General features: G+C 63.5%; 16 protein-coding genes and 1 pseudogene. 9 read left to right on the top strand and 8 right to left on the bottom strand.

The window, feature by feature from the left end; genetic code table 11:
- Positions 1 to 79: 79 nt before the first annotated feature.
- Together E1956_RS33080 and E1956_RS33075 are read left to right on the top strand one after the other, a co-directional pair.
- Positions 80 to 1,075, top strand: a pseudogene (locus E1956_RS33080) (glucokinase); the annotation flags it as partial.
- Positions 1,076 to 1,160: 85 nt separating this feature from the next.
- On the top strand, positions 1,161 to 1,835 hold the full coding sequence (locus tag E1956_RS33075) for an HAD family hydrolase (protein ID WP_134757133.1): 675 nt from the start codon (positions 1,161 to 1,163) through the stop codon (positions 1,833 to 1,835).
- Between the two features lie 55 nt (positions 1,836 to 1,890).
- Here the strand turns inward: E1956_RS33075 and E1956_RS33070 are convergent, their stop codons facing one another.
- Both E1956_RS33070 and E1956_RS33065 read right to left on the bottom strand, forming a co-directional pair.
- Positions 1,891 to 4,398: a glycogen/starch/alpha-glucan phosphorylase gene (locus E1956_RS33070; RefSeq protein WP_134757131.1), complete on the bottom strand. Its 2,508-nt coding sequence runs from the start codon at positions 4,396 to 4,398 to the stop codon at positions 1,891 to 1,893.
- A 20-nt stretch (positions 4,399 to 4,418) separates the two neighbouring features.
- Entirely contained in the window at positions 4,419 to 5,405 is a 987-nt protein-coding gene (locus E1956_RS33065) for a D-alanyl-D-alanine carboxypeptidase family protein (protein ID WP_134757129.1), read from the bottom strand.
- 212 nt (positions 5,406 to 5,617) lie between these two features.
- On the opposite strand from E1956_RS33065, the gene E1956_RS33060 reads away from it, so the two are divergent.
- From E1956_RS33060 to E1956_RS33040, 5 genes are all read left to right on the top strand, one after another.
- Positions 5,618 to 6,169: a hypothetical protein gene (locus E1956_RS33060; protein ID WP_134757127.1), complete on the top strand. Its 552-nt coding sequence runs from the start codon at positions 5,618 to 5,620 to the stop codon at positions 6,167 to 6,169.
- A 262-nt stretch (positions 6,170 to 6,431) separates the two neighbouring features.
- On the top strand, positions 6,432 to 7,679 hold the full coding sequence (locus E1956_RS33055) for a hypothetical protein (protein WP_134757125.1): 1,248 nt from the start codon (positions 6,432 to 6,434) through the stop codon (positions 7,677 to 7,679).
- A 285-nt stretch (positions 7,680 to 7,964) separates the two neighbouring features.
- Positions 7,965 to 9,179: a tryptophan leader peptide gene (locus tag E1956_RS33050; RefSeq protein WP_232071946.1), complete on the top strand. Its 1,215-nt coding sequence runs from the start codon at positions 7,965 to 7,967 to the stop codon at positions 9,177 to 9,179.
- 76 nt (positions 9,180 to 9,255) lie between these two features.
- A complete protein-coding gene (gene aspA, locus E1956_RS33045; RefSeq protein ID WP_134757121.1) occupies positions 9,256 to 10,683 on the top strand; it encodes an aspartate ammonia-lyase in 1,428 nt (475 codons plus the stop codon).
- 281 nt (positions 10,684 to 10,964) lie between these two features.
- Entirely contained in the window at positions 10,965 to 11,249 is a 285-nt protein-coding gene (locus E1956_RS33040; RefSeq protein WP_134757119.1) for a cupin domain-containing protein, read from the top strand.
- Between the two features lie 122 nt (positions 11,250 to 11,371).
- On the opposite strand, the gene E1956_RS33035 is transcribed toward E1956_RS33040, so the two are convergent.
- Positions 11,372 to 11,755 carry a TraR/DksA family transcriptional regulator gene (locus E1956_RS33035; RefSeq protein WP_335930012.1) on the bottom strand — a complete coding sequence of 128 codons (384 nt, stop codon included), beginning with the start codon at positions 11,753 to 11,755 and terminating at the stop codon, positions 11,372 to 11,374.
- 302 nt (positions 11,756 to 12,057) lie between these two features.
- Between E1956_RS33035 and E1956_RS33030 the strand changes: the two genes are divergently transcribed.
- Positions 12,058 to 12,306 carry a hypothetical protein gene (locus tag E1956_RS33030; RefSeq protein WP_134757117.1) on the top strand — a complete coding sequence of 83 codons (249 nt, stop codon included), beginning with the start codon at positions 12,058 to 12,060 and terminating at the stop codon, positions 12,304 to 12,306.
- Between the two features lie 123 nt (positions 12,307 to 12,429).
- The gene (locus tag E1956_RS33025; protein ID WP_134757115.1) at positions 12,430 to 15,105 is read left to right on the top strand and encodes an excinuclease ABC subunit UvrA; all 2,676 of its coding nucleotides are present in this window, start codon (positions 12,430 to 12,432) and stop codon (positions 15,103 to 15,105) included.
- A 35-nt stretch (positions 15,106 to 15,140) separates the two neighbouring features.
- Here the strand turns inward: E1956_RS33025 and E1956_RS33020 are convergent, their stop codons facing one another.
- The 5 genes from E1956_RS33020 to E1956_RS33000 form a co-directional block, all read right to left on the bottom strand.
- A complete protein-coding gene (locus E1956_RS33020) occupies positions 15,141 to 16,277 on the bottom strand; it encodes a glycosyltransferase family 9 protein (RefSeq protein ID WP_134757113.1) in 1,137 nt (378 codons plus the stop codon).
- 120 nt (positions 16,278 to 16,397) lie between these two features.
- Complete coding sequence (locus E1956_RS33015; RefSeq protein ID WP_134757942.1) at positions 16,398 to 18,674, bottom strand: LPS-assembly protein LptD; 2,277 nt, start codon at positions 18,672 to 18,674, stop codon at positions 16,398 to 16,400.
- Between the two features lie 142 nt (positions 18,675 to 18,816).
- Positions 18,817 to 21,087: an outer membrane protein assembly factor BamA gene (gene bamA, locus E1956_RS33010; RefSeq protein WP_134757111.1), complete on the bottom strand. Its 2,271-nt coding sequence runs from the start codon at positions 21,085 to 21,087 to the stop codon at positions 18,817 to 18,819.
- Between the two features lie 573 nt (positions 21,088 to 21,660).
- The gene (locus tag E1956_RS33005; RefSeq protein WP_232071942.1) at positions 21,661 to 22,035 is read right to left on the bottom strand and encodes a hypothetical protein; all 375 of its coding nucleotides are present in this window, start codon (positions 22,033 to 22,035) and stop codon (positions 21,661 to 21,663) included.
- Between the two features lie 207 nt (positions 22,036 to 22,242).
- Complete coding sequence (locus tag E1956_RS33000) at positions 22,243 to 23,412, bottom strand: porin (protein ID WP_134757109.1); 1,170 nt, start codon at positions 23,410 to 23,412, stop codon at positions 22,243 to 22,245.
- Positions 23,413 to 23,540: the final 128 nt, after the last annotated feature.

Below are 23,540 nucleotides of genomic sequence, written 5' to 3'. Positions count from 1 at the left end.
GCACCTGCCGCCTCGAAGCAAGGGATTGAACGGGACAACGCCATTTCATAGCTGGCGAACGACGAAGGAGTGAGACTCGATGTCTTCTGATGCACCTGACAATCCCGCCCCTGGCGCGGGCCCGCACGCCGACGGACCACGGCTGCTCGCCGACATCGGCGGAACCAACGCGCGCTTCGCGCTGGAGACGGGCCCGGGCGCGATCGGTCAGGTGCGCGTGTATCCGTGCGCCGGCTATCCGGGCGTCGCCAAGGTCATCCAGCAGTACTTGCAGGACACGAAGGTCGGCCGCGTGAACCACGCGGCCATCGCCATCGCCAACCCGGTCGACGGCGACCAGGTGCGCATGACCAATCACGACTGGACCTTTTCGATCGAGGCCACGCGCCGCGCGCTCGGCTTCGACACGCTGCTGGTCGTGAACGACTTCACCGCGCTCGCGATGGCGCTGCCGGGCTTGACCGACACGCAGCGCACCCAGGTGGGCGGCGGGCAGCGCCGCCAGAACAGCGTGATCGGCCTGCTCGGGCCGGGCACGGGCCTCGGCGTCTCGGGCCTGATTCCCGCCGACGGCCACTGGATCGCGCTCGCCAGCGAAGGCGGCCACGCGAGCTTCTCGCCGCAGGACGAGCGCGAGGACATCGTGCTGCAGTTCGCGCGCAAGCAGTGGCCGCACGTGTCGTTCGAGCGCGTGTGCGCGGGCCCCGGCATCGAGCTGATCTATCGTGCGCTCGCCGCGCGCGACGAGAAGAAGCTGGCCGCGACCATCGACCCGGCCGAAATCGTCAAGCGCGCGCACGACGGCGAGGCGCTCGCGGCGGAGACCGTCGAATGCTTCTGCGGCATGCTCGGCAGCTTCGCGGGCAACCTCGCGGTGACGCTCATCGCGCAGGGCGGCATTTACCTCGGCGGCGGGGTTGTGCCAAAACTCGGCGAGCTATTCATGCGCTCGTCGTTTCGCCAGCGCTTCGAGGCCAAGGGCCGCTTCGACGCCTGGCTCGCGAACGTGCCCACCTATGTCATCACCGCCGACTATCCGGCGTTCCTCGGCGTGTCGGCGATCCTTGCGCGGCAAGGCAGATTCCCGTCGTAATTGACCACATGGCGCTCCGTCGTGCGGCTATAGTGGCAGCTAACTCAAGCACTTCGATTCTTTGACTATGTTCTCTGCTGCAATCTTCGACATGGACGGGCTACTGATCGATTCGGAGCGAACGATCATGAACACGTGGATCGCCGTCGCGCAAGAAATTGGGGTGCAGATCCGCCCTGTCGACTATGCCGAGATCATCGGCAGGTCGCTGCCCGAGTGCCACGCGATGCTGGCCAAAATGATCGGCGCCGAGCCGCTCTTTCAGGAAGCGCTCGTGCGCGTTCGCGAGCGCTTGCACTCTCCAGCGAATCCGCCGGTGTACCCACTGAAGACGGGCGTCCATGGCCTGCTGAGCGCGCTGACCCATGCCGGTATCCCCTGCGCCGTGGCGTCGTCATCGGGCGGGCAGGAGATTCGGGCGCGGCTTGCACGCGTTGGCGTGCTCGACTTCTTCGATGCGATTGCAGGGGGCGATGAAGTCGCCCGCGGCAAGCCCGATCCGGCCGTCTATGAGCTTGCGGCTTCGCGTCTGGGGAAATCGCCGGGCGATTGCCTCGCGTTTGAAGACAGTGAGAACGGCGTGCTTGCCGCACATCGCGCGGGGATACGCGTCGTGACGGTGCCCGACCTGAAGCCGCCGACGCAAGAGGTCATCGGCGTGAGCATGACGATGCTTCAAAGTCTCGATCAGGCGATGGCGTGCGTGCCCACGTGGTTCGGCATAGAAGCGCTTCGCGCGTGAACGCATCAAGCGGCGAGCGCTCGCTCGCCGGCCAGCGAGCATCGCTGCGGCGGTGTCACTCCGCGCTTTCGCGATCAAGGCCAATGCTTACGGGATCGATGTTCCAGATCCGTTCGCAGTATTCACCAATCGCGCGATCCGACGAGAACTTCCCCGAGCGCGCCGTGTTGAGAATCGACATGCGCGTCCAGCGCGCCGCGTCTGTCCAGGCCTCGCTCACGCGCGCCTGACACGCCACATAGTCGGCGTAATCGGCGAGCACGAGGAAGGGATCGGCGTGCAGCAGGTTCTCGACGAGCGGACGAAACACCTGCGAGTCGCCACGCGAAAAGTGGCCGCCGGCAATCAGGTCCAACACCTCGCGCAGTTCCGCATTGCCTTCGACATAATGCGCGGGCCGATAGCCTTCGCGTTTGACGCGTTCCACCTGTTCCGCGGTCAGGCCGAACAGAAAAAAGTTTTCATCCCCCACTTCTTCGCGGATCTCGACATTGGCGCCATCCAGCGTGCCGATCGTGAGCGCCCCGTTCATCATGAATTTCATGTTGCCGGTGCCGGACGCTTCCTTGCCGGCCGTTGAAATCTGCTCGGACAGATCCGCGGCGGGATAGATGCATTGCGCGTTCTTGACATTGAAGTCGGGATAGAACACGACCTTGAGCCTGCCCTCGGTGACGGGATCGTTATTCACGACTTCGGCGATGCCCGTGATCAGTCGGATCATCAGTTTCGCCATGGTGTAGCCAGGCGCCGCCTTGCCGCCAAAGATAAAGCAGCGCGGCACGCTGCCTTGCTCGAGATTGCGGCGCAGACGCTGGTAAAGCGTGATGATGTAAAGCGCGTTCAGATGCTGCCGCTTGTACTCGTGAATACGCTTGACCTGAATGTCGAACAGCGTGTCGGGATCGACGATGACATTCGTGACGTGACGAATCCGCTCCGCCAGCACCGCTTTGTTCGCACGCTTGACCGCACGCCACTGTTCCAGAAACGCCGGATCGTCGAGATGCGCCTCGAGCTTCCGCAGCCGCGTGAGGTCGGTGACCCAGCCCTCGCCCACCGTTTCGTCGAGCAGCCGGGCAAGGCCCGGATTGCCGAGCAGCATGAAGCGGCGCGGCGTGACGCCGTTCGTGACGTTGTGGAAACGTTCGGGCCACATCTGCGCGAAGTCGCGCAGCACGGTCTGCGTGAGGAGCGTGGAATGCAGCGCGGCCACGCCGTTCACCGCGTGGCAGCCGACGGTCGACAAATTGGCCATGCGCACTTTTTTCTCGCCCGCTTCGTCGATGATCGACATGCGCGCCACACGCGCCTCGTCGCCGGGAAAGGTCTGCCGCACCTCGTCGATAAAGCGGCGATTGATCTCGTAGATGATCTCGAGCGGACGCGGCAGCAACCGGCTGAAGAGCGGCAGCCCCCACGTCTCCAGGGCTTCAGGCAGGAGCGTGTGGTTCGTATACGCGAGCGTGCGGCGCGTGATGTCCCATGCCTCGTCCCAGGGGAGCAGCCGCTCGTCCACGAGCAGGCGCATCAATTCCGCAACGGCGATGGCCGGATGCGTATCGTTCAGTTGCGCGGTGAACATGTCGGCGAAACGCGCAATGGGTTCGCCCTTGAGATCGAGCAGACGCAGCATGTCCTGCAGCGAGCACGAGACGAAGAAGTATTGCTGCGCAAGGCGCAAGCGCTTGCCGGCTTCGGGCTCGTCATTCGGATACAAGACCTTGGACAGCGTTTCGGAGATCACCTTTTCCTGCACGGCCTGGTAGTAGTCGCCGGCGTTGAAGTCCTGCAGATCGAAGGACTCGATCGCCTCGCTCTTCCACAGACGCAGCGTGTTGCAGGTATTGACCCGAAAGCCGGGCATGGGCGTATCGCACGCCACGCCCTTGACCATGCGCGCGGGCAGCCAGCGCACGCGAAGGCGCCCCTGCTCGTCGTGCCACATTTCCGTACGCCCGCCGAACGAGACGTAGTAGTTCACGTTCGGGCGCACGATCTCCCAGGGATTGCCGTTTTGCAGCCAGAGGTCGGTGACTTCGACCTGCCAGCCATCGCGGATGACCTGATTGAAGATCCCGAACTCATAGCGGATGCCGTAGCCCACGGACGGAATCTCGAGCGTCGCGAGCGAATCCAGATAACAGGCCGCGAGCCTGCCGAGGCCGCCATTTCCGAGCCCCGGCTCTTCTTCGAGCGCGAGCAGTTCGTCGAGATCCTGGCCGAGCGCGCGCATGGCGGCGCGCGCGTTGTCCTCGATCCCGAGATTGATGAGATTGTTGCCCAGTTGCGGTCCGATCAGGAACTCGGCGGAGAGGTAGCACGCCACGCGCAAATCGCGTGCCGCATAGGTCTGGATCGTCGCCGCCCAGCGCGCCAGCATGCGGTCACGCACGCTGTAGGCCAGCGCCATGTACCAGTCTTGCGGCGTTGCGATGCCCGGCGTGCGGGCCTGCAGGCAGACCAGATTGTCGAGCACGCCGCGCCGCAGCGCGTCGATGCCCAGGCCGCTGCGCGCGGGCTCGGCGCACGGGTCCGCGCCGGGTGTCGGGGTAGTGCTCACAATGCCTCCCCAGGTTCAGCTCAGGCGGCAACAGGCGTGTGGTGCTCCCGCTTGCCGGCATGGTGCTTGACGGTCTGCCGGTGCGCGCCGGACGCCGAGCCTGTCCGGTACGAGGCGAGCCGCACCTTGACGCGATGCGAATGCGCGAGCACCGCATGGTGATGATGCAGCCGGGTGCTGGCGTAATAGTGCGGCGGCGCGACAACCGGCGTGTCGTCGCCGTTCAACCACCGCCGGATCGTGACGAGATCGGTCGAGCGCCCCCACGATGTTTGCGAGCCGAGCAGCGCGATCATCACCTGCCCATTCGGCATGTAGGCATCGACCACGATGCAGCGCCCCGCCTCGCGAATATAGCCGGTCTTGGCGACCAGCACGTTCCAATCGGTGGAGCGCACTATCGGGTCGGTGTTGTGATAGAACCTCGTCCTCGCGCCGATCTCCTCTTCGTAGCGCGGCAGCGTCGTGTATTCGCTGATCAAGGGATAGTGCGACGCGGCGCCCACCATCTTCACGAGGTCGCGTGCGCTCGAGCGATCGTCCGGCGAGAGCCCGGTCGGATCGTCGAAGTGCGTATCGGCCATATGCAGCGTGCGCGCCTTTTGGTTCATCTTCTCGACGAACGCTGGCTGGCCGCCCGGAAACGCACGCGATAGCGCGGACGCCGCGCGGTTCTCGGACGCCATCAGCGCCAGGCGCAGCATCTCGCCCCGTTCGAGCGACGCGCCAATGGGGATGCGCGAGCCCGAGTGCTTGAGCCGGTCGATGTCGTCGTCGTCGACGCTCACCGTGTCGCCCAGCGACTGGCCGCTGTCCAGCACGACCATCGCCGTCATCAGCTTGGTGAGCGAGGCGATCGGCTGGACGTCGTCGGCGTTCTTTTCCAGCAGGACCTGGCCGCGCCCGACATCGTAGACAATCGCGCTGTGTGAATAGAGGAATGGCGGATCCGCCCACGCGACGAACGGCGCAGACGCGAGCACAAGCGCGCTGACGAGATTTTTCATGGCGTTTACACCGTGGGACAGCGATCAGATGACGGCTGGTCCAACGTGCAGGATTGTCCCCAACACCTAAACTGTAGTTGCTCGTTGCGGGAATGAGTGTGCGAAAGAGGACGGAATTTTCGTCCCCGGCGCTATGCCATCCTGGACGCATTGCGCTGGGCGACGGCTCATCGACGGCGGGCGCGGCGGCAATGGAGCCAGGAGACAGACCAATGCCAGGACGAATCGCATGGGGACGCGCGCTGCTGCGCCTTTGGGCCGTGGCCACACTATTCTGGATCGTCGGCACGCTATGGGTCCTGGTGCCTCATTATTTCACCGCCCCGCTAACGCCGAGCGCGATTGAGATTCAGCGGGCCGTCCAGAACCAGCTCGACTGTCTTGGCCATGGCGACGCCGGGAGCGCGGTCGAGCCGCGGCCTCAAGGGACGTGCGCCGCCAGCGCCAGTTCACCTGGTCAAGACGCGCGCCTCGATATCGCCATCCAGACCGCCAGCGACGGCTCGCTGACGTTGAGCCTCGGCGATGGCGAGCGGATTGAAGGGGTGCCGCGCAACGTCAGCGCGCGGGAAGTGGCGGACCAGCTTCACAGGCAGTTTACCGAGGACGACCTCAAGACCTCGTACGCACCCATCGGCCGCGATGCGCTGTTCGTGCTGGCGCCGCCGTTCGCCGTGCTCTTTCCAGGGCTTGCGGCCGCGTGGGTGCTGCGCAGATTCTTGCGACGCAAACAAGGCAATGAGAGCGTGCGCCATTACTCCTAGCTTGTAATCCGCGAAGCGTCCGTCTATCTTCGATCAATAATCACAGGTACGACCTTCCCACTCACAGTGGTGGGACCTCCTTTATGTCCGGGGATAGTTGTTAATTTACCAAGAGAAGAAAAACTAAAACGGTTGCAATAACACTTTCTTCCCGTAAGCGCTTTATCCCCAGCCTCATTGACGCGATGTGCCTTCTGCCCGGACACGGCCGGCTCGAAGCCGTCCTGTGACCGCGCAGGCCCAGGTCATAAGGAGTGAAGCAATGAAAAACGCACCTATGTGGAATCGGCTCGCGCAGGTCGGCATTGCCGGTGCATGCCGAGCCTCGATATTTCGACTGTCGAATTGGCGCGCAATCGTGCTGGCGCTAATCCTCAGTTGTTGGCAAGTGGGAGGCCATGCGCAAGCAGCGCGCTTCCGTTATGTCTCGCTGGACCAGATTGCGCTACCCGCTGGATTTACGCAGTTTCTTCCCAGCGCGATCGCGGATAACGGCCGGGTCTACGGCACGCTTTGCGATGCAGTGTGCGGCGTAACCCAGCTCGCCTATGTCAAAGACGGGCAGTTGTCGGTGCTGCCCTCCCCTGCGGGCAGTTTCAGCGGTCCCGTCAACTCACGCGGCACGATTGGCGGCAGCATTCTGGTCGATCCCGTCAATTTCTACTTTCGCGCCGCGTTATTCCAGGGCGACCGCGTCACTGTCATTCCGCCTCAGCCCGGAGAGGTGTCGGCATCGGTGCTCGCGCTCAATGACAACGACACGGCGCTCGTGGCGTCAATCGATGCGTCAGGTAACTTAACCTACGTGCTATATCGCAACGGCACGGCTGCGCCCATTAACTTCGGCTCGAGTATTTCGAATCCCTTCTTCACGTTCTTTGGAAGTTGCAGGTGCATCAACAACACCGGGTTGATCGAGGGAATCGAGGGCCCGGGTCTCTACAACGGCGCCAGAGGGTTCCGTTTCGACCCGCGCAATGGCAACGCAACGATACTCGCGCCGTTCCCAGGGGATCCGAGTGAAACGCTCGCGTGGGGCCAGGCCATTAATCAGGCAGGCAATGTTCTCGGCTACTCATTTACCGCGGGGTCGCCTTACCATGAGCGCATCGGCGTGTGGGGAGCCAATGGCGTTTTTTATACCTGGCTGGTGGAGAGCGACTCGAGCAATCTCCTGCTTTTCAATGACAATAACTTGATTGTCATAACAGCCATATCCGCCACGTATGTGAGTTACCTGGTTCCGCAACCTGGCGTGCGTCTGGATTTGAGCAGTCTGGTCGTGAATCTTCCTGCGGGACAAGACCTGTATTTAATCTCGGACTTGAACAACCACGGCGACATGATCGGCGTGAGTTCCACAGGCGCCAATTTCTTGCTGATTCGGCTTGACACAGGAGACTCGCAGACCTATGCGAAGCCTTTGGTGAACAACGCGCGGCACACTGCGCCTCCGGTCATTGCGATCATGCGCGGTCGGCTCCAGCCGAAATCAGGTCAGATGAAATAATCCATGCCGGCCGGCGCGCCTGGCCGCTTTGTTATATGGACGGCGCACAAGGCGGCGGGCTATCGGTTCTGCCTTTCCATTGGGGACACAGCAGGCGACGAAGGACATCACCGGTTTACGCCCTCAGCGGAGTGTGCAAGTATCCCTCGCAGCGCGTTGCACCAATACGCTGGCTCTCTTGCGAGGTAGAGAATGGACTGGAGGTTCTGGAAAACAGAGAAGCGCCCCGAGGAGGCGCGCAACTGGCCCAGCGATACGCATGAGTCGATACGGCAACTGCTGGGCATGTACCAGGGCGCGGGAGCCCCGCCGTTCGCGCGCTGGGCCGCGCCCGGCATTGCGTTCGCGCCCGAGGTCGAAGCGACCGCCCAAAACGTGGTCAAGGGCTACCAGCTCGCCCTGTGGTTCTGGCTGTTTGCCGAGAAGCACGGCACCATCGCGGCGAGGATGACACGCGAAAGTTTTTGCCTGCTTGCCGATGCGGCGCAGCCGTCGTCGGGGGACGCCATCGATGAGCTCCTCGATTTCGAAAACCGCCTCGCGCATTCTGTCGAGGCCATTTCCGCCGAGCAGCGCACCTACAGGCAGGAAGGGCTGTCCGTGGAACTCCCGATGGAATTCTTTCTGGCCACCGGCGCCCTCAGGCTGAGGCCCGACTCGCCTTATGCGGGGAATGCGGACGTCTCCCTGCAAGGCAATGACTACAAACTGGCAGACTGCTTTCGCCATGCCACAGAGGAAGCGCTAGCGGTTTTCCGGCCGATGATCGAGGCGGTCGAATTCGACGCGAAATCGCTGCCGAACTGGAAATGGAGCAGCCGGCCAGGCGCGGCGGAACGACATCTGCAACGCCGCCACAGCAATCCGCTGTTCCCGCTGCACCGGCAGATGGTGACGGCCCACGACGTTCATGAAGCGCGTCTTGCCGATAACCAGGCGCTGCAGGATATTCGCAACGAACTCAATGAAGTCAGCCGTGCGTTCTTCGAAAAGCCGGCGCTGCCGTTGAACTGGCAGTCGTACCTCGAAAACTATCTGGACCATCTCGACAGACTCGATGAGCGTCGCCTCGTGGCGGCCGGGCAGAACGCGTCGCTCGGCGACGCGATAGCGGCGCTGCGTGCGGACGTTCTCGCGACGTGGCGCGCTGAGATTCAGAAGAACCGGCACAGCCTCGCCACGCTCGATCAGGACGAAGCGCGCAAAGCCCAGCGGCGTGCCCTGCTGTTCGGATGCGACTGGACCGCTCAACTGTTGAGTCACGGCTCCCTGATACCGCCCGAGGAAGTGGTGCCCGCGCTGCTGAGCGAGTCTCCGGCCGAGCTGGAGAAGGCGGTGACCGGCCTGCAGGCAGAGCCCCGCTTGCACGAGACGCTGGCGCACTGCAGGGCGGTTGCACACCGGCTCGTGAGCGAGCTTCGCGCGGCGGGTCACAACTTTCCCGATATGACCGACAAGCTCCGCATCCTGGACGGCACGCCGGGGCAGCCGCCGGCCTGATCGTGATCGCCGATACGTTCTTTGCATCGCCCGAAGCACGGGCGATGCCGGGACCCACAACACGAGGAGCGTAGCCATGCAAGCCGGACACTTCAGAAGCGAGCACGACCTGTTGGGCGATCGCGAGGTCCCTGCCGAGGCCTACTACGGCGTACACACGCTACGTGCGATCGAGAATTTCCCGATCACCGGCACACCGATCTCCATTTACCCGGAATTGATCAAGGCCCTCGCCGCCATCAAGCAAGCGGCCGCACTCGCCAACCACGAGCTCGGCCTGCTCGACAAACCGCGCTGCGACGCAATCGTGGCGGCCTGCCAGGAGCTGATGGCGGGCAAGCTCCACGAGCAGTTCGTCGTCGACGTGATCCAGGGCGGCGCCGGCACCTCGACCAACATGAATGCCAACGAGGTGATCGCCAATCGCGCGCTCGAGTTGCTTGGCCACCAGAAGGGCGAGTATCAGCATCTGCACCCCAACGAGCACGTCAACATCGGGCAGAGCACCAACGACGTCTATCCGAGCGCACTGAAGATCGCCACGTGGTTCGGGATAGCCGGCCTCGTGGATGCCATGGCGGTACTGCGACGCGCCTTCGAAGCGAAGGCCGACGAGTTTGCCGACATCATCAAAATGGGTCGCACGCAGTTGCAGGACGCCGTGCCCATGACGCTCGGCCAGGAGTTCAGCACCTATGCGGTGATGCTGGGAGAAGACGAGCAGCGCCTGCGTGAAGCCGCGATGCTGATTTGCGAGATCAATCTCGGCGCGACCGCCATCGGCACCGGCATCACGGCGCATCCGTCTTATGCGCCGGTGGTGCTGCGGCGCCTGCGCGACATCACCGGTATCGCGCTGGAGACCGCGCCGAACCTGTTCGAGGCTACGCAAGATTGTGGCGCGTTCGTGCAACTCTCCGGCGTGCTCAAGCGCGTGGCGGTCAAGCTCTCCAAGACCTGCAACGACCTGCGTCTGCTGGCGAGCGGACCGCGAGCCGGGCTTGGCGAGATCAACCTGCCGCCGATGCAGGCCGGCTCGAGCATCATGCCCGGCAAGGTTAACCCCGTGATACCCGAGGTGATGAACCAGATCGCCTTCGAGGTGATTGGCAACGACGTCACCGTCAGCTTCGCGGCCGAGGCCGGGCAGCTTCAGCTCAACGCGTTCGAGCCCATCATCGCGCACAGCCTGTTCAAGAGCGTCAGCCACCTGCGCAACGGCTGCCTGACGCTGGCCGAACGCTGCGTCAAAGGCATCACGGCCAATGCGGACAAACTGCGCGCCACCGTGGAGAATTCGATCGGCGTGGTGACGGCGCTCAATCCGTACATTGGCTACGCGAACGCGACAGCCGTCGCGCAGGAAGCGCACGCCACCGGCGGCAGCGTCTATGAGATCGTGTTGCGCAAGGGGTTGCTCTCGAAGGAGCAGCTCGACCGGATCCTGCGGCCCGAGACGCTCACGCGGCCGGCGCCGCTGGACGTCCTCGCGAAGCCACAGTGAGTGGGCAGGCGCGCAGGCGTGCGCGGCGTTCGATGCGACGCGTGGCCTTTCTTCGACGTTGACGCCGACGCTGCCTGCCTCCGTGAGACGCGTCAACTGTGCTGGCAAAAGCAAGGGCACTGTCCATGTCAAACGAAGGGCTGCGCCGGCAAAATGCCTGATCGATGCATCGAGGCCCGTTGACGCGCGCCAGAGTCGCCACAAACGGGCGATCGCGCGCCCCTCGATGCGGCCCAATAGCTCCCGACTCGCCCTATCGCCACTTCGCTCAGGAAACACCCATGAATCGCCCGCAGGCAGTGCCCACGCAGCAACTCATCAATGAACGCGTGATCGTCACCGAGTGGCGATTCGCACCCGGTGCCGAGACCGGCTGGCATGTTCATGGGCACGACTATGTCGTGGTGCCGCAAACCGACGGCCAGTTGCTCATCGAGACGGCGCAGGGCAACCGGGAGTCGCAACTGCACGCCGGGCGCAGTTACGCTGGCTTGAAGGGCGTGGAACACAACGTCGTCAACGCGACCGACCATGAGGTGGTCTTTATCGAGGTGGAGATACGCTGAGTCCTGACTCAAGTCAGCGGCTTCGCGAGCGCCGCGAACACCGCGCCCGCCTTCAGCGCGAGCCGCTCTATCACGGGTCGCGCAATCTCGGGAAAGCGCCGCCGCGCAACGCTGCCCGCGCCTCAACGATGCGCTTCGCGCGCCGCCTGCTCCTGCACGGTCAAAATCGCCTCAGGCACGGCCTCGAGCCGTGCGACGGGGATCGGGTCACCGCTTTCGTCGGAGTAGCCGTAAGTCCCTTCGGCGATCTTCTCGAGCGCGCGCTGAATGTCGGCGATGCGCTGGTCGTTCGTATTGCGCAGCGCCTGGTTGGCGACGTCCTGCTCCAGTCTCTGCCCTTCGTCTTCGTACTCGTGCGCCTCTTCGCCGTGCTCTTCCTCGAACGCGCGCTCGTTCGCTATGGTGCCCTCCTCGCCGCCCAGCAACGCGCGCTGCAACGCTTCGAGACGATCACGCTGCTTCGCAATGAAGGCTTCGCCCAGACCCGCACTCTGATCAGACATCATGTTCCTCCATCCAGTGACATCGACGTTGGGCCTGCCCGACACTGGCGGGCCAGCCACTTGAAGCGCGCAGAAAGACTCGTTGTCTTCGTCTTCACTGCGATAGCTGCATCAATCATGCCTGGCCGTTGCGGCCGGGCGTGGACCGATAGTTAATATCGGACGATTCGTGCTGGCATGTGCATGGCCATTGCCTATCTTAAACTGGCACAGCGCTTCGAGCGAAGCATGCATCGTGGCAAGCAGCGGCGGCAGGCAATGCCCCTGCCGCGCTCCCGCAAACTCCGTACACGAGGTCCATCGCCATGTCTCCCAGCACAATGTACCGCCGGTTCCAGATCGCCACGACGCTCGCGCCGCTCCCGAACAACCGCGGGCTCGCAACGGTCACCATCACCACCACGGACGCCGCGCGCATCGCCGACCTCGGCACCGACCGCTTCCTGCATGTGGAGCGCTGGGTGGAATCGCTCGACCCGGACGCGCTCCAGGTCGTCGTCGACGAATGCAAAGTCGCGGTCGATCATTACGCCGACAACGTGGACGACAGTTGAGGGCTTGAGCGAGCCGCGCGCCGTCACGCTCGACGCGCTCGTGCCCTTGCAGACGAGCGCGTCCTGTACGATCTGTCTGGAATTCGCGCGGGATCAGCGCCATCAAGAACTGCAGGGAAAATAATGCCAAGAAAGTCTTCCGGTGAATCTGCTCGTACCGCTGCGGCCAGCGGCTTCGTGGAAGTGCGCGGTGCGCGCGAGCATAACCTCAAGGACGTGGACGTCTCCATCCCGCGCGACGCGCTCGTGGTGTTCTCGGGCGTCTCCGGCTCCGGCAAGTCCTCGCTGGCCTTCGGCACCATCTATGCCGAAGCGCAGCGGCGCTACTTCGAGTCGGTGGCGCCGTATGCGCGGCGCCTGATCGACCAGGTGGGCGTACCGGACGTGGATGCCATCGACGGCCTGCCACCGGCGGTGGCGCTGCAACAGCAACGCGGCGCCAGCAATGCGCGCTCGTCGGTAGGCAGCGTGACGACGCTGTCGAGCCTCGTGCGCATGATGTATTCGCGCGCGGGCGCCTATCCGGCGAACCAGCCGATGCTCTATGCCGAGGACTTCTCGCCCAACACGCCGCAGGGCGCGTGCGCGACCTGTCATGGCCTGGGCCGCGTGTATGAGGTGACCGAAGCCACCATGGTGCCGGACCCATCGCTGAGCATCCGCGAGCGCGCTATCGCCGCCTGGCCGCCGGCCTGGCATGGGCAGAACCTGCGCGACATTCTGGTGACGCTGGGCTATGACGTCGACCGGCCGTGGAAGGACCTGCCGAAGAAAGACCGCGACTGGATCCTGTTCACCGAGGAAACCCCCACGGCGCCCGTCTATGCGGGCCTCTCGCCCGCTGAAACCCGCCTCGCCCTCAAGCGCAAGCTGGAGCCGAGCTACATGGGCACCTTCACCGGCGCGCGGCGCTATGTGCTGCATACCTTCGCCAACACGCAAAGCGCGCTGATGCGAAAGCGCGTGTCGCGCTTCATGGAAGGCAGGCTATGCCCGACCTGCCACGGCAAGCGGCTCAAGCCCGAGGCGCTCTCGGTGACCTTCGCGGGCATGGACATAGGCGAATTCATGCAGATGCCGCTGGACCGCCTGGCGAGCCTGCTCGAACCGATCGCTCAAGGCGATTTCCGCGCCCATGCCGCCGGCGCCGGCACCGACAAGCAAGCGACCCAGCGCGACCGCGCCGAGCGCGCCGCATCGGGCCGCGCCACGCACGCGATCACTCCGGACGTGCGCCGCACTTCCGCGTTGTCGGAGGAAAAGCGCCTGGCCGCACAACGCCTCGCCGAAGGTGTGGTTGCGCGGCTGCGCCAATTGCGAGGGCTGGGCCTCGGTTATCTGACGCTCGATCGCGCCACGCCAACCCTCTCGGCCGGCGAGCTTCAGCGGCTGCGGCTGGCCACGCAATTGAGCTCGATGCTGTTCGGCGTCGTGTACGTCCTCGACGAGCCCTCGGCCGGCCTGCATCCTTCGGACAGCCATGCCCTGTACGACGCGCTCGACAAGCTCCGTGACGCGGGCAACTCGGTGTTCGTGGTGGAGCACGACCTCGACCTGATGCGCCGCGCGCAATGGCTGGTCGACGTGGGACCGGAAGCCGGCGAGCGCGGTGGCCGCGTGCTCTACAGCGGCGCACCGGCGGGCCTGCGCGAGATCGCCGAATCGCGCACGGCGCGCTACCTGTTCGACGAGATTCCCGCGCCGCTCAGCCGCAAACGCGAACCCACGGGATGGCTCGAGCTGCAGGGGATTCATCGCCACAATCTGCACGGCGTGGACGCACGCGTGCCGTTGGGCGTGTTGACTGCAGTCACGGGTATCTCGGGCTCCGGCAAGTCCAGCCTCTTCGCGCAAGCCCTGCCCGAGCTGGTCCTGCTGCATCTGGGCCACGAGCCCGAGGACGATGCCTCCGAAGCCACGAGCGACGGTCCGGCCGTGATCGAAACCACTGGCGGCCACCTGACTGGCGATGTGGACGCGGTACAGCGCGTGGTGCAGGTGGACCAGAAGCCGATCGGCAGAACCCCACGCTCGAATCTGGCCACCTATACCGGCCTGTTCGATCACGTGCGCAAGCTCTTTGCCGCCACGCCCGATGCACGCCGCCGCCGCTTCGACGCGGGCCGGTTTTCGTTCAACGTGCCCAAGGGGCGCTGCGAAACCTGCGAGGGCGAAGGGTTCGTGAGCGTGGAGCTGCTGTTCATGCCCAGCGTGTATGCGCCCTGCCCGACTTGCCACGGTGCACGCTACAACGAAGCCACCCTGAAGGTGCTCTGGAACGGGCGCAATATCGCCGAGGTGCTCGGGATGACCGTGGACGAAGCCCGCGACTTCTTCACCAACGAGGACGTGGTCGCGCGCCCGCTGCAATTGCTGCGAGAGATCGGGCTCGGCTACCTGCGCCTCGGGCAGCCGGCCACCGAGCTGTCCGGTGGCGAAGCGCAGCGCATCAAGTTGGCCACGGAGTTGCAGCGCAGCCAGCGCGGCCGCAACCTGTACGTGCTCGACGAGCCGACGACGGGACTGCATGCGTCGGACGCCGACCGGCTGCTGGTGCAGTTGCAGCGTCTGGTCGATGCGGGCAATACGGTGGTGATGATCGAGCACGACATGCGCGCAGTGGCGCAAGCCGATTGGGTGATCGATGTGGGACCCGGCGCGGGCGACGCGGGCGGCCGCGTGGTGGCGACCGGCACGCCGCATCAGGTGGCGCGGGCGTCCGGTAGCCGAACCGCGCCTTTTCTCGCGCAGGAGCTGGCGCGGGCGAGCAAGGCGCCGGCAGTCAAGCACGACGCCTGAAAATAGCCCGCCTATCCATGCGCTGCTGCCACCCCTCATCGCGCTCGCGCGAGCGCCATAGCGCTTTGTAGCGCACGATAAACGGCATCCACTGAATGGGCGGTCATGCAGTCCGCGTGACCGTCTCGCCAGGCGACGCAGGTCGCCGCGCTACGGCTGCAACGGCGCACCCAGGGCACACGACGGCGGAACAGCGTCGTCTGATCGCGGCACGGCAGGTCCGCCACAGCCAGCGCAACAAACGGCGCATCCTGCCAGTAGCGGCCCGCGCCGTGAATGGCAGGGTTGCCTGGGCCAAACAGCGCGACAGTTGGCGCGCCCACCAGACGGGCGAGATGTGCGATACCGGTATCCGGGCACACGACCGCGTGCGCCCCCGCCAACAGATGCCACATCCCGGCCAGGTCCAGGCGGCCCGCCAGATTCAGGTGGGCCGAACCGGGAGCGACCTCTGCCACCACTGCGGCCTCACCTTGCCCGCCACTCCAGACGATCGTGTAGCCCTGCGCCTCGACTCGCTGCGCAAGCTCGCGCCAGCGCTGCGCCGGCCAGCGCTTGACGGCGCTGCTTGCGCCGGGATGCAGCACGACGTACCGCCGCTCGCGTAATCCAGCAGGCAACGGTGTGCTCGCCGGTGGTGTCGGCCAGTCGGCAAGACGGTATGGCGGCGGCGCCGCGCCTTCCACCAGCCCCGCCGCGAGCTCTGCCCACGCGGCGGGTGCATCCGGATAGGCAATGCGCTCGTCGACCGGCCAGTTCTTCCATGCCGGCCGGTCACCGCCGTGCGCCACGATCCAGCGGCACCCTGCGGCTAGCGCGAGCCAGCTGTAACGGTTGTCGCCCGCGACGATGCCAAGATCGTACGGCCCGGAATCGGTCAGCCGCTGGATGGATGCCCTGTCGCGCGGATCGAATGCGAGCGCGGTCACACCGAGCGGCCGACCCGCATAGAGCGGCGCAATCCCTTTTGGACAGGCGAGCACGATCTGCGCAGACGGATACTGCCGGCGCGTTTTCGCAATCAACGCGGTCAGGAGCAACGCGTCGCCGAGCAACAGTTGATGCGCGATCAGAATGCGCGCCGGCTGCGCAGGTTTGCGCCGCAGCGCCTTGAAAGCGAGCTTCGGCAACGCGCGCGCGAAGACGATGATCCTGCCGTGAAGTCTGCCCATGCGGCGATTGTGCCAACAAAGAAAAATGGCGGGGAAAGCCGAGTTTTACGCGGCATTACGCCAACGCTGGCTCGCATTAAAAGCGGCTGCAAATTGGCGTGCCCAATAGCGACGTGCCGCTCAGGGATAGTCCGAAAACCGTGAAGGCAGCGATGGCGGTTCAGGTGTCGAGTAGCCAGGCACATTCGCCTGGAACTGGTGCAGCAGCCCATTGTCGATCCGGCTCACGCCGTTGAGCTGCAACTGCATCAAAAAGCGCGTGCCTGTACTGGGGGTGGTCGTACCCGTGTCGTTGGTGTACTTCTCGAACGCGAGGCTGACCGACCAGCAATCCGCGTCGTACTGGAATCCGGCGAGTCCGGAAATGATCCGGTGGCTCACCACGTCGTAGTCGATCAGCCCCACGCCCGATAGCCGGCGCGTGAGCGGCCATTGCAGCGACAAGATGATCTGGTTCATCGCCTCGTCGTCGAGCGTCGCGTCCGCCCGCGCATACAGGTACGCCGCATTGATCACCCTGCCCTCGGCGGGCTTCCAGCTGAAACCCGTCGTGGCCTGTGTCAGCACCTCGCTCGACTGGTTGTATTCGAGCGCCTGCTCGATCTGCGCGTCGCGGCCGATGTGCAGGCTCGCGCCCACGATCAGGTCGGCGGGGCCGACCGAAGGCGGCGTGTCGCCGGGCATCGTCACTTGCGGCTCACGAAAGTAGTAATCCTGAGCAATGACGAAACGTGCCAGCTCCGCGCCACTCGCTGTATCGATGAAGCGTGAGGTGACACCGGCGGTCACGCGGTTCATGTCGCTCACGCGGTCGCCACCCACGAAGCGGTTGCTCGTGTAGATCTCGGCCAGCCCGAAGTCCTCGGGCGCCGTGTCGAATATCGGCGCGTAGGTCTGGTTGCGGTAAGGCGTGTAGACGTAGTACAGCCGCGGCTCGAGCGTCTGGGTCATGGCGATGCCGAACAGCTTGACCGGTCGCTCGAATACCGCGCCTGTATCGAGGCTCAGCGTCGGCACGTTGTAGTTGAACGTACGCGGCTGCCCTGCCGGTGCGTCGCTGCCGATCGAGGACAAGTCGTACGACGCGGCATGCCATTGCACCTTGGGCGTCACAAACCATCCCGGCGCCACGATCGGGTAAGCCAGGTAGGTATCGAACGTGAGGCGCTGCCCTTCCGTCGAATCGGCGGTGGGGATCGTGAAACGCGTGGCATTCAGGTCGGCGCCGAAATCGAATCCGTCCACGTTGTAGCGCGAGTATTTCACATCGACTTCGGGCTCGCGATTGTACGGTGGCGCGGTCGTGAACGACTGCCAGTTCTGCACGCGCGTCAGCACGGACCACGGCCCGTGGCTGTAGGTCACGCCGGCTTCCTGCTGGAACAGCGTCTGCGAGCCGTTGACGAAGGCTGTAGCATCCGAGAGATCGGTGGTCACCGAAGCGTCCGAAACGCGATTGTAGATTGCGTAGGCCGCGAATCCGTCGCCCAGGGTCTCGCGGTGCTGGAACGAAATCGAGTACCGGTTGGTATGGGTCTGCGCGTCATCCGGCAGGAAGGCCACCGAAAACGAACCCGCATAGGTCGGACTCAAGTAGCGATATGCGGTCGTCAGCATGGCGCCGCGCTTGCTGAGGAGCCGGGGCGTGAGCGTCAGATCGTAGTTGGGCGCGAGATTGAAATAGATCGGCACGGCAAGGTCATAGCCGTTCGTCGAGCTGATGGAGAATGTCGGCGGCAGCAGTCCGCTGCGCCGGTCTCCGTTCATCGGAAACGAGAGCCACGGCGAAGCGAAGATCGGCACGCCGCCGAAGAACAGCACGCCGTCATGTGCGACGCCCTCGTTGGCGCCGCTGTCCAGATCCAGCCGCGAGGCTTTCAGATACCACGTGGGCGAGGCGGTGCAGGAACACGTCGTGTAGGTCCCGTCGTATACCGTTTCCCGCTGGTCGCCGAGCAGGTCGGCCCGCATGCCGCTCCCGGAGCCGTTCGTCACCGTGAAATGCCAGTGCGGCAATGTCATCGTGCCCGTGCCGCTATCGAGCTGGTAATGGGCTTCCGGACCGATGAAGGTATTCCCGTCGTTGGTCAGCTCGACGTGCCCGTAGGCGTCGGCCATGTCGGTATCGGCGTCGTAGTGAATCGCGTCGGCCTTCACGACCGACTGGGCCCGGCGCAGTTGCGCTGCGCCCTTGAGCGCGAGATCCTGATTCGCCGTGCCCGTTGATGAGTCGCCTTCGCCAAACACCGCTGGCGCCTGGCCGTTGGTGAGCGGATGTTCGTCAAGCTGGGGGGCGAGTTGCAGCGCCCAAACGTCGTCGGCCTGTGCAGACTGCTCCGCCGCTCCCCGCTCCTGCGCCTGGGCATAGCCGCGCCCGCCTGGCGGCAGCGAGAGCATCAGATAGACGGTCAACGTGATGGTCCGCGCCTTGAGCCGGCCGAATCGTGCAGTCGTGGGTTGCAAAGTGAAATACGCGGATGCGGGTTGATAGAGCGAAGCGGGCGGGAGGCGCCCGCTTCCTGCCGGATCGCTCAGGGAATCAGAACGATGTCCCGATCTGGAACTGGAACTTCTGGTACTGGTCGCCGGCGTGCCTGACGATCGGCAGCGCGAAGTCGAGCTTGAGCGGGCCGATTGGCGAGATCCATTCGAGCCCGGTGCCGTAGCTGTAGCGCAATCCGTTCGCGCCGACGCTGTTGCCCTCCGTTCCCCAGACGTTGCCGCCGTCGATGAACGTGAACACGCGCAGCGTCTTGTCATAGCCCGTACCGGGCAGCGGCATCGTCAATTCGATGTTGCCGACCACCATCTTCGATCCACCGATCGGGTCGCCCGTCGTCACGTCGCGAGGCCCGAGCGAACCCGGCTCGTACCCGCGCACGGTCCCTATGCCGCCCGCGAAGTAATTCTTGAAGATCGGATACGCACTGCCGATGCCATTGCCATAGCCGCCCTGGAAGTTGAGCCCCAGAACAAAGCCGCGTGAAAACGAGTAGTAGTACTGAGCCTGAATATCGGTCTTGTAGTACTGAACGCCGCCCGCAGGCGTGCCATATTCCGCATTCGCCTGCGCGAAATACCCGCGGCTCGGCACCAGTGCGCTGTCGCGCGCGTCGCGGGACCACCCGATCGTCAACGGCACGATGTTCGAGACGCGGCCGAACGTGTTCACGTAGTCGATATAGCTCTGCGGCGTGGAGGCGTCGACGTCCAGGCGGTCCTGCTCGATGCCCAGACCGAAGTACACCATGTCCGCTTCCGAGAACGGAATGCCGAACTTCATGTCCGCGCCGTACGAAATGATCCGGAAGCTGGTGTCGGTCGTGCTCGAATAATAGAGCGGCTCGTTCGTGCGGTAGAAAACGTCGGTAATGCGCTTGATGCCGTCGATCGTGAAGTATGGGTCGATCTGTGTCACGCTCAAGGTGCGCGCGGTGGTCGACGTATTCGCATTCAGCGAAAGCGTGTTGCCGGTGCCGAACACGTTGTCCTGCGAGATGCCCGCGGAGATGATGGGGCCTTCCCCCGAGCCGTAGCCGAGCCCGAGCGAGATGGTGCCGGTGGGCTTCTCCGTGACCTTCACGTCGATGTCCACCTCGTCCTTGGTGCCTTCAACGGGAACCGTCGACACTTCAACGTCGGTAAAGTAGCCGAGCCGGTTGATGCGGTCCTTCGAAAGCGCGAGCTTTTGCGAATCGAACCACGCGCTCTCCATCTGACGCATCTCGCGGCGGACCACCTCGTCGCGCGTACGCGTGTTGCCGATGACGTTGATCCGTCTCACATACACGCGTCGGCCCGGGTCGACGCGCAGCGTCAGCTTGACCGTGTGGTGGACCTGATCGACTTGCGGCTCCGCGTTGACCGCCGCGAACGCGTAGCCGTATTCGCCCAGTCTGTCGACCAGCGCCTGGGTGGTCGACTTCAGTTTCGCAGCGGAAAATAGCTCGCCCGCGCGGATGCCGACCAGTTTCTGTAGCCCGACCTCGCGGCCCAGCAAGTCACCCGTCAAGCCCACGCTCGTAATGGTGTACTGCTCGCCTTCGTGTACGGTCAGCGTCAGATACATGTCCTTGCGGTCGGGCGAAAGCGATACCTGTGTCGAATCGATGTTGAACTCCAGGTAGCCGCGATCGAGATAGTACGAGCGCAAGTGCTCGAGATCGACGGTGAGCTTGTCCTTCGAGTAAATATCGTCCTTCGTGTACCACGAGAACCAGTTCGGCGTGGACAACTGCATTTCCTCGTGCAGGGTCGCGTCGTCGAACACGTGATTGCCGATGAAGTTGACCTGGCGAATCTTTGCGCTCGGCCCTTCCACAACCGAGAAAAGCAGGCCAACGCGGCTGCGGTCGATCGGCGACACTGTCACGCTGACCTCGGCGGCGTAATAGCCGCGCGTCAGGTACTGCCGCTTCAACTCCTGCTCGGCCCGGCTGACCAGCGATTTGTCGTAGTAGCGCCCAATCGACAACCCCACCGAGTTCAACGCCTTCGTCAGGTTGTCCTTGTCGAACTCGTGAATGCCCGCAAAATCGATCGAACCGACCGCGAGCCGCTCATCCACGCTGACCACGACCACGTCGCCCTCAATCGAGACGCGCACGTCGTTGAAAAAGCCTGTCGCATAGAGCGCGCGAATCGCCTCGGAGGCCTTGTCGTCGTTGAAGGTGTCACCGGGCTTGAACGGGAGATTCGCGAACACCGTGCCGGGCTCGATATGATGCAGTCCGTCGACGCGGATGTCGCGAATCACCACGCCTGCCGACGTCTGGGCGACTGCGATGACAGGTGCGTTGAGCGAAAGCATCACCGGCGCCGCCAGGCTGAGCCTGGCAAACCCGCGGAGCCTCAACCTCAACGCGCGCATGCGCGATCCCAATTCACGATCGGGCCGAATACCGCGGAATTCGGCCATGCCTTCCCGCACGAAGCCACCGTTGGCATGCTCAGCACCGCGCAAACATGGGAGGCCGCGATCTGATGAACCGAAGCATAGCCGCCCACTGGGGACGATGCAGGCGGGAAAGCCGCCGCGTAACGGCCCTGAGAGCAGACGGAGAATCTCGTCCGATACCGCAGTGCGGTCCATTGCGATCGCGTCAGCGCGCGCGCGACCGGATGCTGTCCAGAATCGTGTTCGATATGCGGCAGACCGGCCGAGCGAAAGTCCTCGTCAGTCGTTTCGGGTGACGAGTTGCACCACGCGCTGGTGGTGTCCAGATAAGTATTTTCCATTGCTCAGGTTCTCCTGAATCAGGCATTGAGAGTTAAATCGGCTAGCTGGAACGGTGCATGCGTTTTTATATTTTTAGTAATGCGTATTAATCTGCGTAGAGGAAGCGCATTGCCGGAACAGAAAGACGTGCAACCGGACCGTGCGTTAGTTGAGCAGGGTCCGTTCCCCGTGGGGCATCGTATGGGGCAGCGTTGAAAGCGCTTCAAACAGGCTGGCGAGGCTCGATGCCGGCAGGGCGAAGGCGGTCCATCCCTTGCCGACGTGACGCAGCGACAATACCGCGCCGTCAAAGTCCCTCAGGCGGTCCACGCGCCAGCAAGGGTCGAGTTCCATGGGATACGTGCCGGAGGGCGGAGTCAGTGGCCGGGCCGGCTGCATCGCCGCGCGAATGTTGGCCAGTTGTTCGATCATCGCCTCGATATCCTGCACGCCGAGTATCGACGATTCGCCGGCAATCGTGAATCTGACTACGGTTGTTCCGGTTTCGCTAGTGACATCCAGTTGCAACGCGTGATACATGAGCAAACCTTTCTTCGTTCGACAGCTGAAATGCCAGCCGCATTATGTCATTCAGACACACGCCGTATTGACAGGTTAGTTCATACTGATCAGATCCGAATTTCATGTTTATTTCCACGTGTTAAAAGCCGCTGCTTGGGCAACCAGATTTCCAGTCGAAGAAAAACCGGCCGTGGCTCCCTAAGCAACGGCCGGTGAATGACTCAATCAGAACTTGTGCCGGATGCCCAGACTGACAATATCCTGACTACTCGTTCCTGCTACGCCATAAGAGCCAATCGATGCCTCGGCGCTCGAGACTGTGCCGTCGGCGTTGAGTTGCGAGCCGCTCGCGTGCTGCCACGCGCCCACGAGATAGACATCCGTGCGCTTGGAGAGGCTGTAATCGGCGCCCAGCGAGATCTGGTTATAGGAGGCGTTGGTGTCGCCGCTCGCGTGCGTATAGCTGTAGCCAAGGCCGAGCAGCAGCGCCGGATTCACCTGGTAGTTGAAGAAGCCCTGCCCCGTGTTGAAGATCTCCGATGACAGGAACGCCGATTGTGCATCCGCCTTGTAATTCGAATTGCTATACGACAGGCCGAAGGTGTAAGGTCCAGTCCTGAAGTTCGCAGCAACACGCGCGATGTTGATCGACTTCGCCGTGTCGTAACCCGAGTTGACCGGGCCGTCGAAGGTGCCATCCGAAGTCGACGACCAGCCGGTCCGCACGGCTGCCGTGGTGCTGGTGTTGTCGGCCACGTAGTAACCCGCGGCAATGGAGAACGGGCCATTGTTATACGAAGCGGCTGCCGACCATGTCTGCCCGGAACCCGTCTGCCCCGCGACGCCGCCAAACGCATACATGGCCTCGACCTGCAGCCCCGCATAGTTCTGCGAGACATATTTCACGGCGTTATTGGTGCGCGAGCTGTTGTCATAGTTGTCTACGTCGCCGGCCGTGGCAAACGAGCTGCCGAAGTAGGCGTCGTCGGTGAGGCCCTGCACCTGGTCGACGAGCGGGTCGTACTGCCGCCCGAGCGTGACGGTGCCATACCGGTCGCTTTCAAGGCCGACATAGGCCTGCCGCCCGAACAGCGACGACGTGCCGTTGTACGTGCCCATCTTGCCGTTGTTGACGTCGAAACCATCTTCGAGCTGAAAGATCGCTTTCAGGCCGCCACCGAGATCTTCCGAACCCTTCAGGCCCCAACGGCTACCCGAAATATTGCCGGAATAGAGCCCGATCTGATTGCCGCCCGTAGGCGTGGCGTTGTGCGTGTATTGAATCGATTCGTCGATGATGCCGTACAGGGTGATGCTGCTCTGCGCTCGCGCCGCGGCACTGAACATGCCGAGCAAGGCCATTGCCGCAAGCGTTTTACCAACGAGTTTTTTCATCTGAATTCTCCACAGATATCGCTCAAATTTCCGTTATCCCGTCGTTCAATTTCTTGGTGAAAACGGGATTCGCCATTAAGACACGGCGCAATATCTGCTCAGTTGGTAATATGCAACGGCGGTGTTTA

Source organism: Paraburkholderia pallida (assembly GCF_004524855.1).
In the GTDB taxonomy this organism is placed as follows: domain Bacteria; phylum Pseudomonadota; class Gammaproteobacteria; order Burkholderiales; family Burkholderiaceae; genus Paraburkholderia; species Paraburkholderia oxyphila.
This window is presented reverse-complemented; position numbering and strand designations above follow the sequence as displayed.

Bases quoted from the DNA above. Each gene is read 5' to 3' on its own strand.
- E1956_RS33000 (WP_134757109.1), bottom strand. From the start codon at position 23,412: ATGAAAAAACTCGTTGGTAAAACGCTTGCGGCAATGGCCTTGCTCGGC.
- E1956_RS33065 (WP_134757129.1), bottom strand. From the start codon at position 5,405: ATGAAAAATCTCGTCAGCGCGCTTGTGCTCGCGTCTGCGCCGTTCGTC.
- E1956_RS33040 (WP_134757119.1), top strand. From the start codon at position 10,965: ATGAATCGCCCGCAGGCAGTGCCCACGCAGCAACTCATCAATGAACGC.
- E1956_RS33050 (WP_232071946.1), top strand. From the start codon at position 7,965: ATGTACCAGGGCGCGGGAGCCCCGCCGTTCGCGCGCTGGGCCGCGCCC.
- E1956_RS33075 (WP_134757133.1), top strand. From the start codon at position 1,161: ATGTTCTCTGCTGCAATCTTCGACATGGACGGGCTACTGATCGATTCG.
- E1956_RS33030 (WP_134757117.1), top strand. From the start codon at position 12,058: ATGTCTCCCAGCACAATGTACCGCCGGTTCCAGATCGCCACGACGCTC.
- E1956_RS33005 (WP_232071942.1), bottom strand. From the start codon at position 22,035: ATGTATCACGCGTTGCAACTGGATGTCACTAGCGAAACCGGAACAACC.
- E1956_RS33025 (WP_134757115.1), top strand. From the start codon at position 12,430: ATGCCAAGAAAGTCTTCCGGTGAATCTGCTCGTACCGCTGCGGCCAGC.
- E1956_RS33035 (WP_335930012.1), bottom strand. From the start codon at position 11,755: ATGATGTCTGATCAGAGTGCGGGTCTGGGCGAAGCCTTCATTGCGAAG.
- aspA (WP_134757121.1), top strand. From the start codon at position 9,256: ATGCAAGCCGGACACTTCAGAAGCGAGCACGACCTGTTGGGCGATCGC.
- E1956_RS33060 (WP_134757127.1), top strand. From the start codon at position 5,618: ATGCCAGGACGAATCGCATGGGGACGCGCGCTGCTGCGCCTTTGGGCC.
- E1956_RS33055 (WP_134757125.1), top strand. From the start codon at position 6,432: ATGAAAAACGCACCTATGTGGAATCGGCTCGCGCAGGTCGGCATTGCC.
- bamA (WP_134757111.1), bottom strand. From the start codon at position 21,087: ATGCTTTCGCTCAACGCACCTGTCATCGCAGTCGCCCAGACGTCGGCA.
- E1956_RS33020 (WP_134757113.1), bottom strand. From the start codon at position 16,277: ATGGGCAGACTTCACGGCAGGATCATCGTCTTCGCGCGCGCGTTGCCG.
- E1956_RS33015 (WP_134757942.1), bottom strand. From the start codon at position 18,674: ATGCTCTCGCTGCCGCCAGGCGGGCGCGGCTATGCCCAGGCGCAGGAG.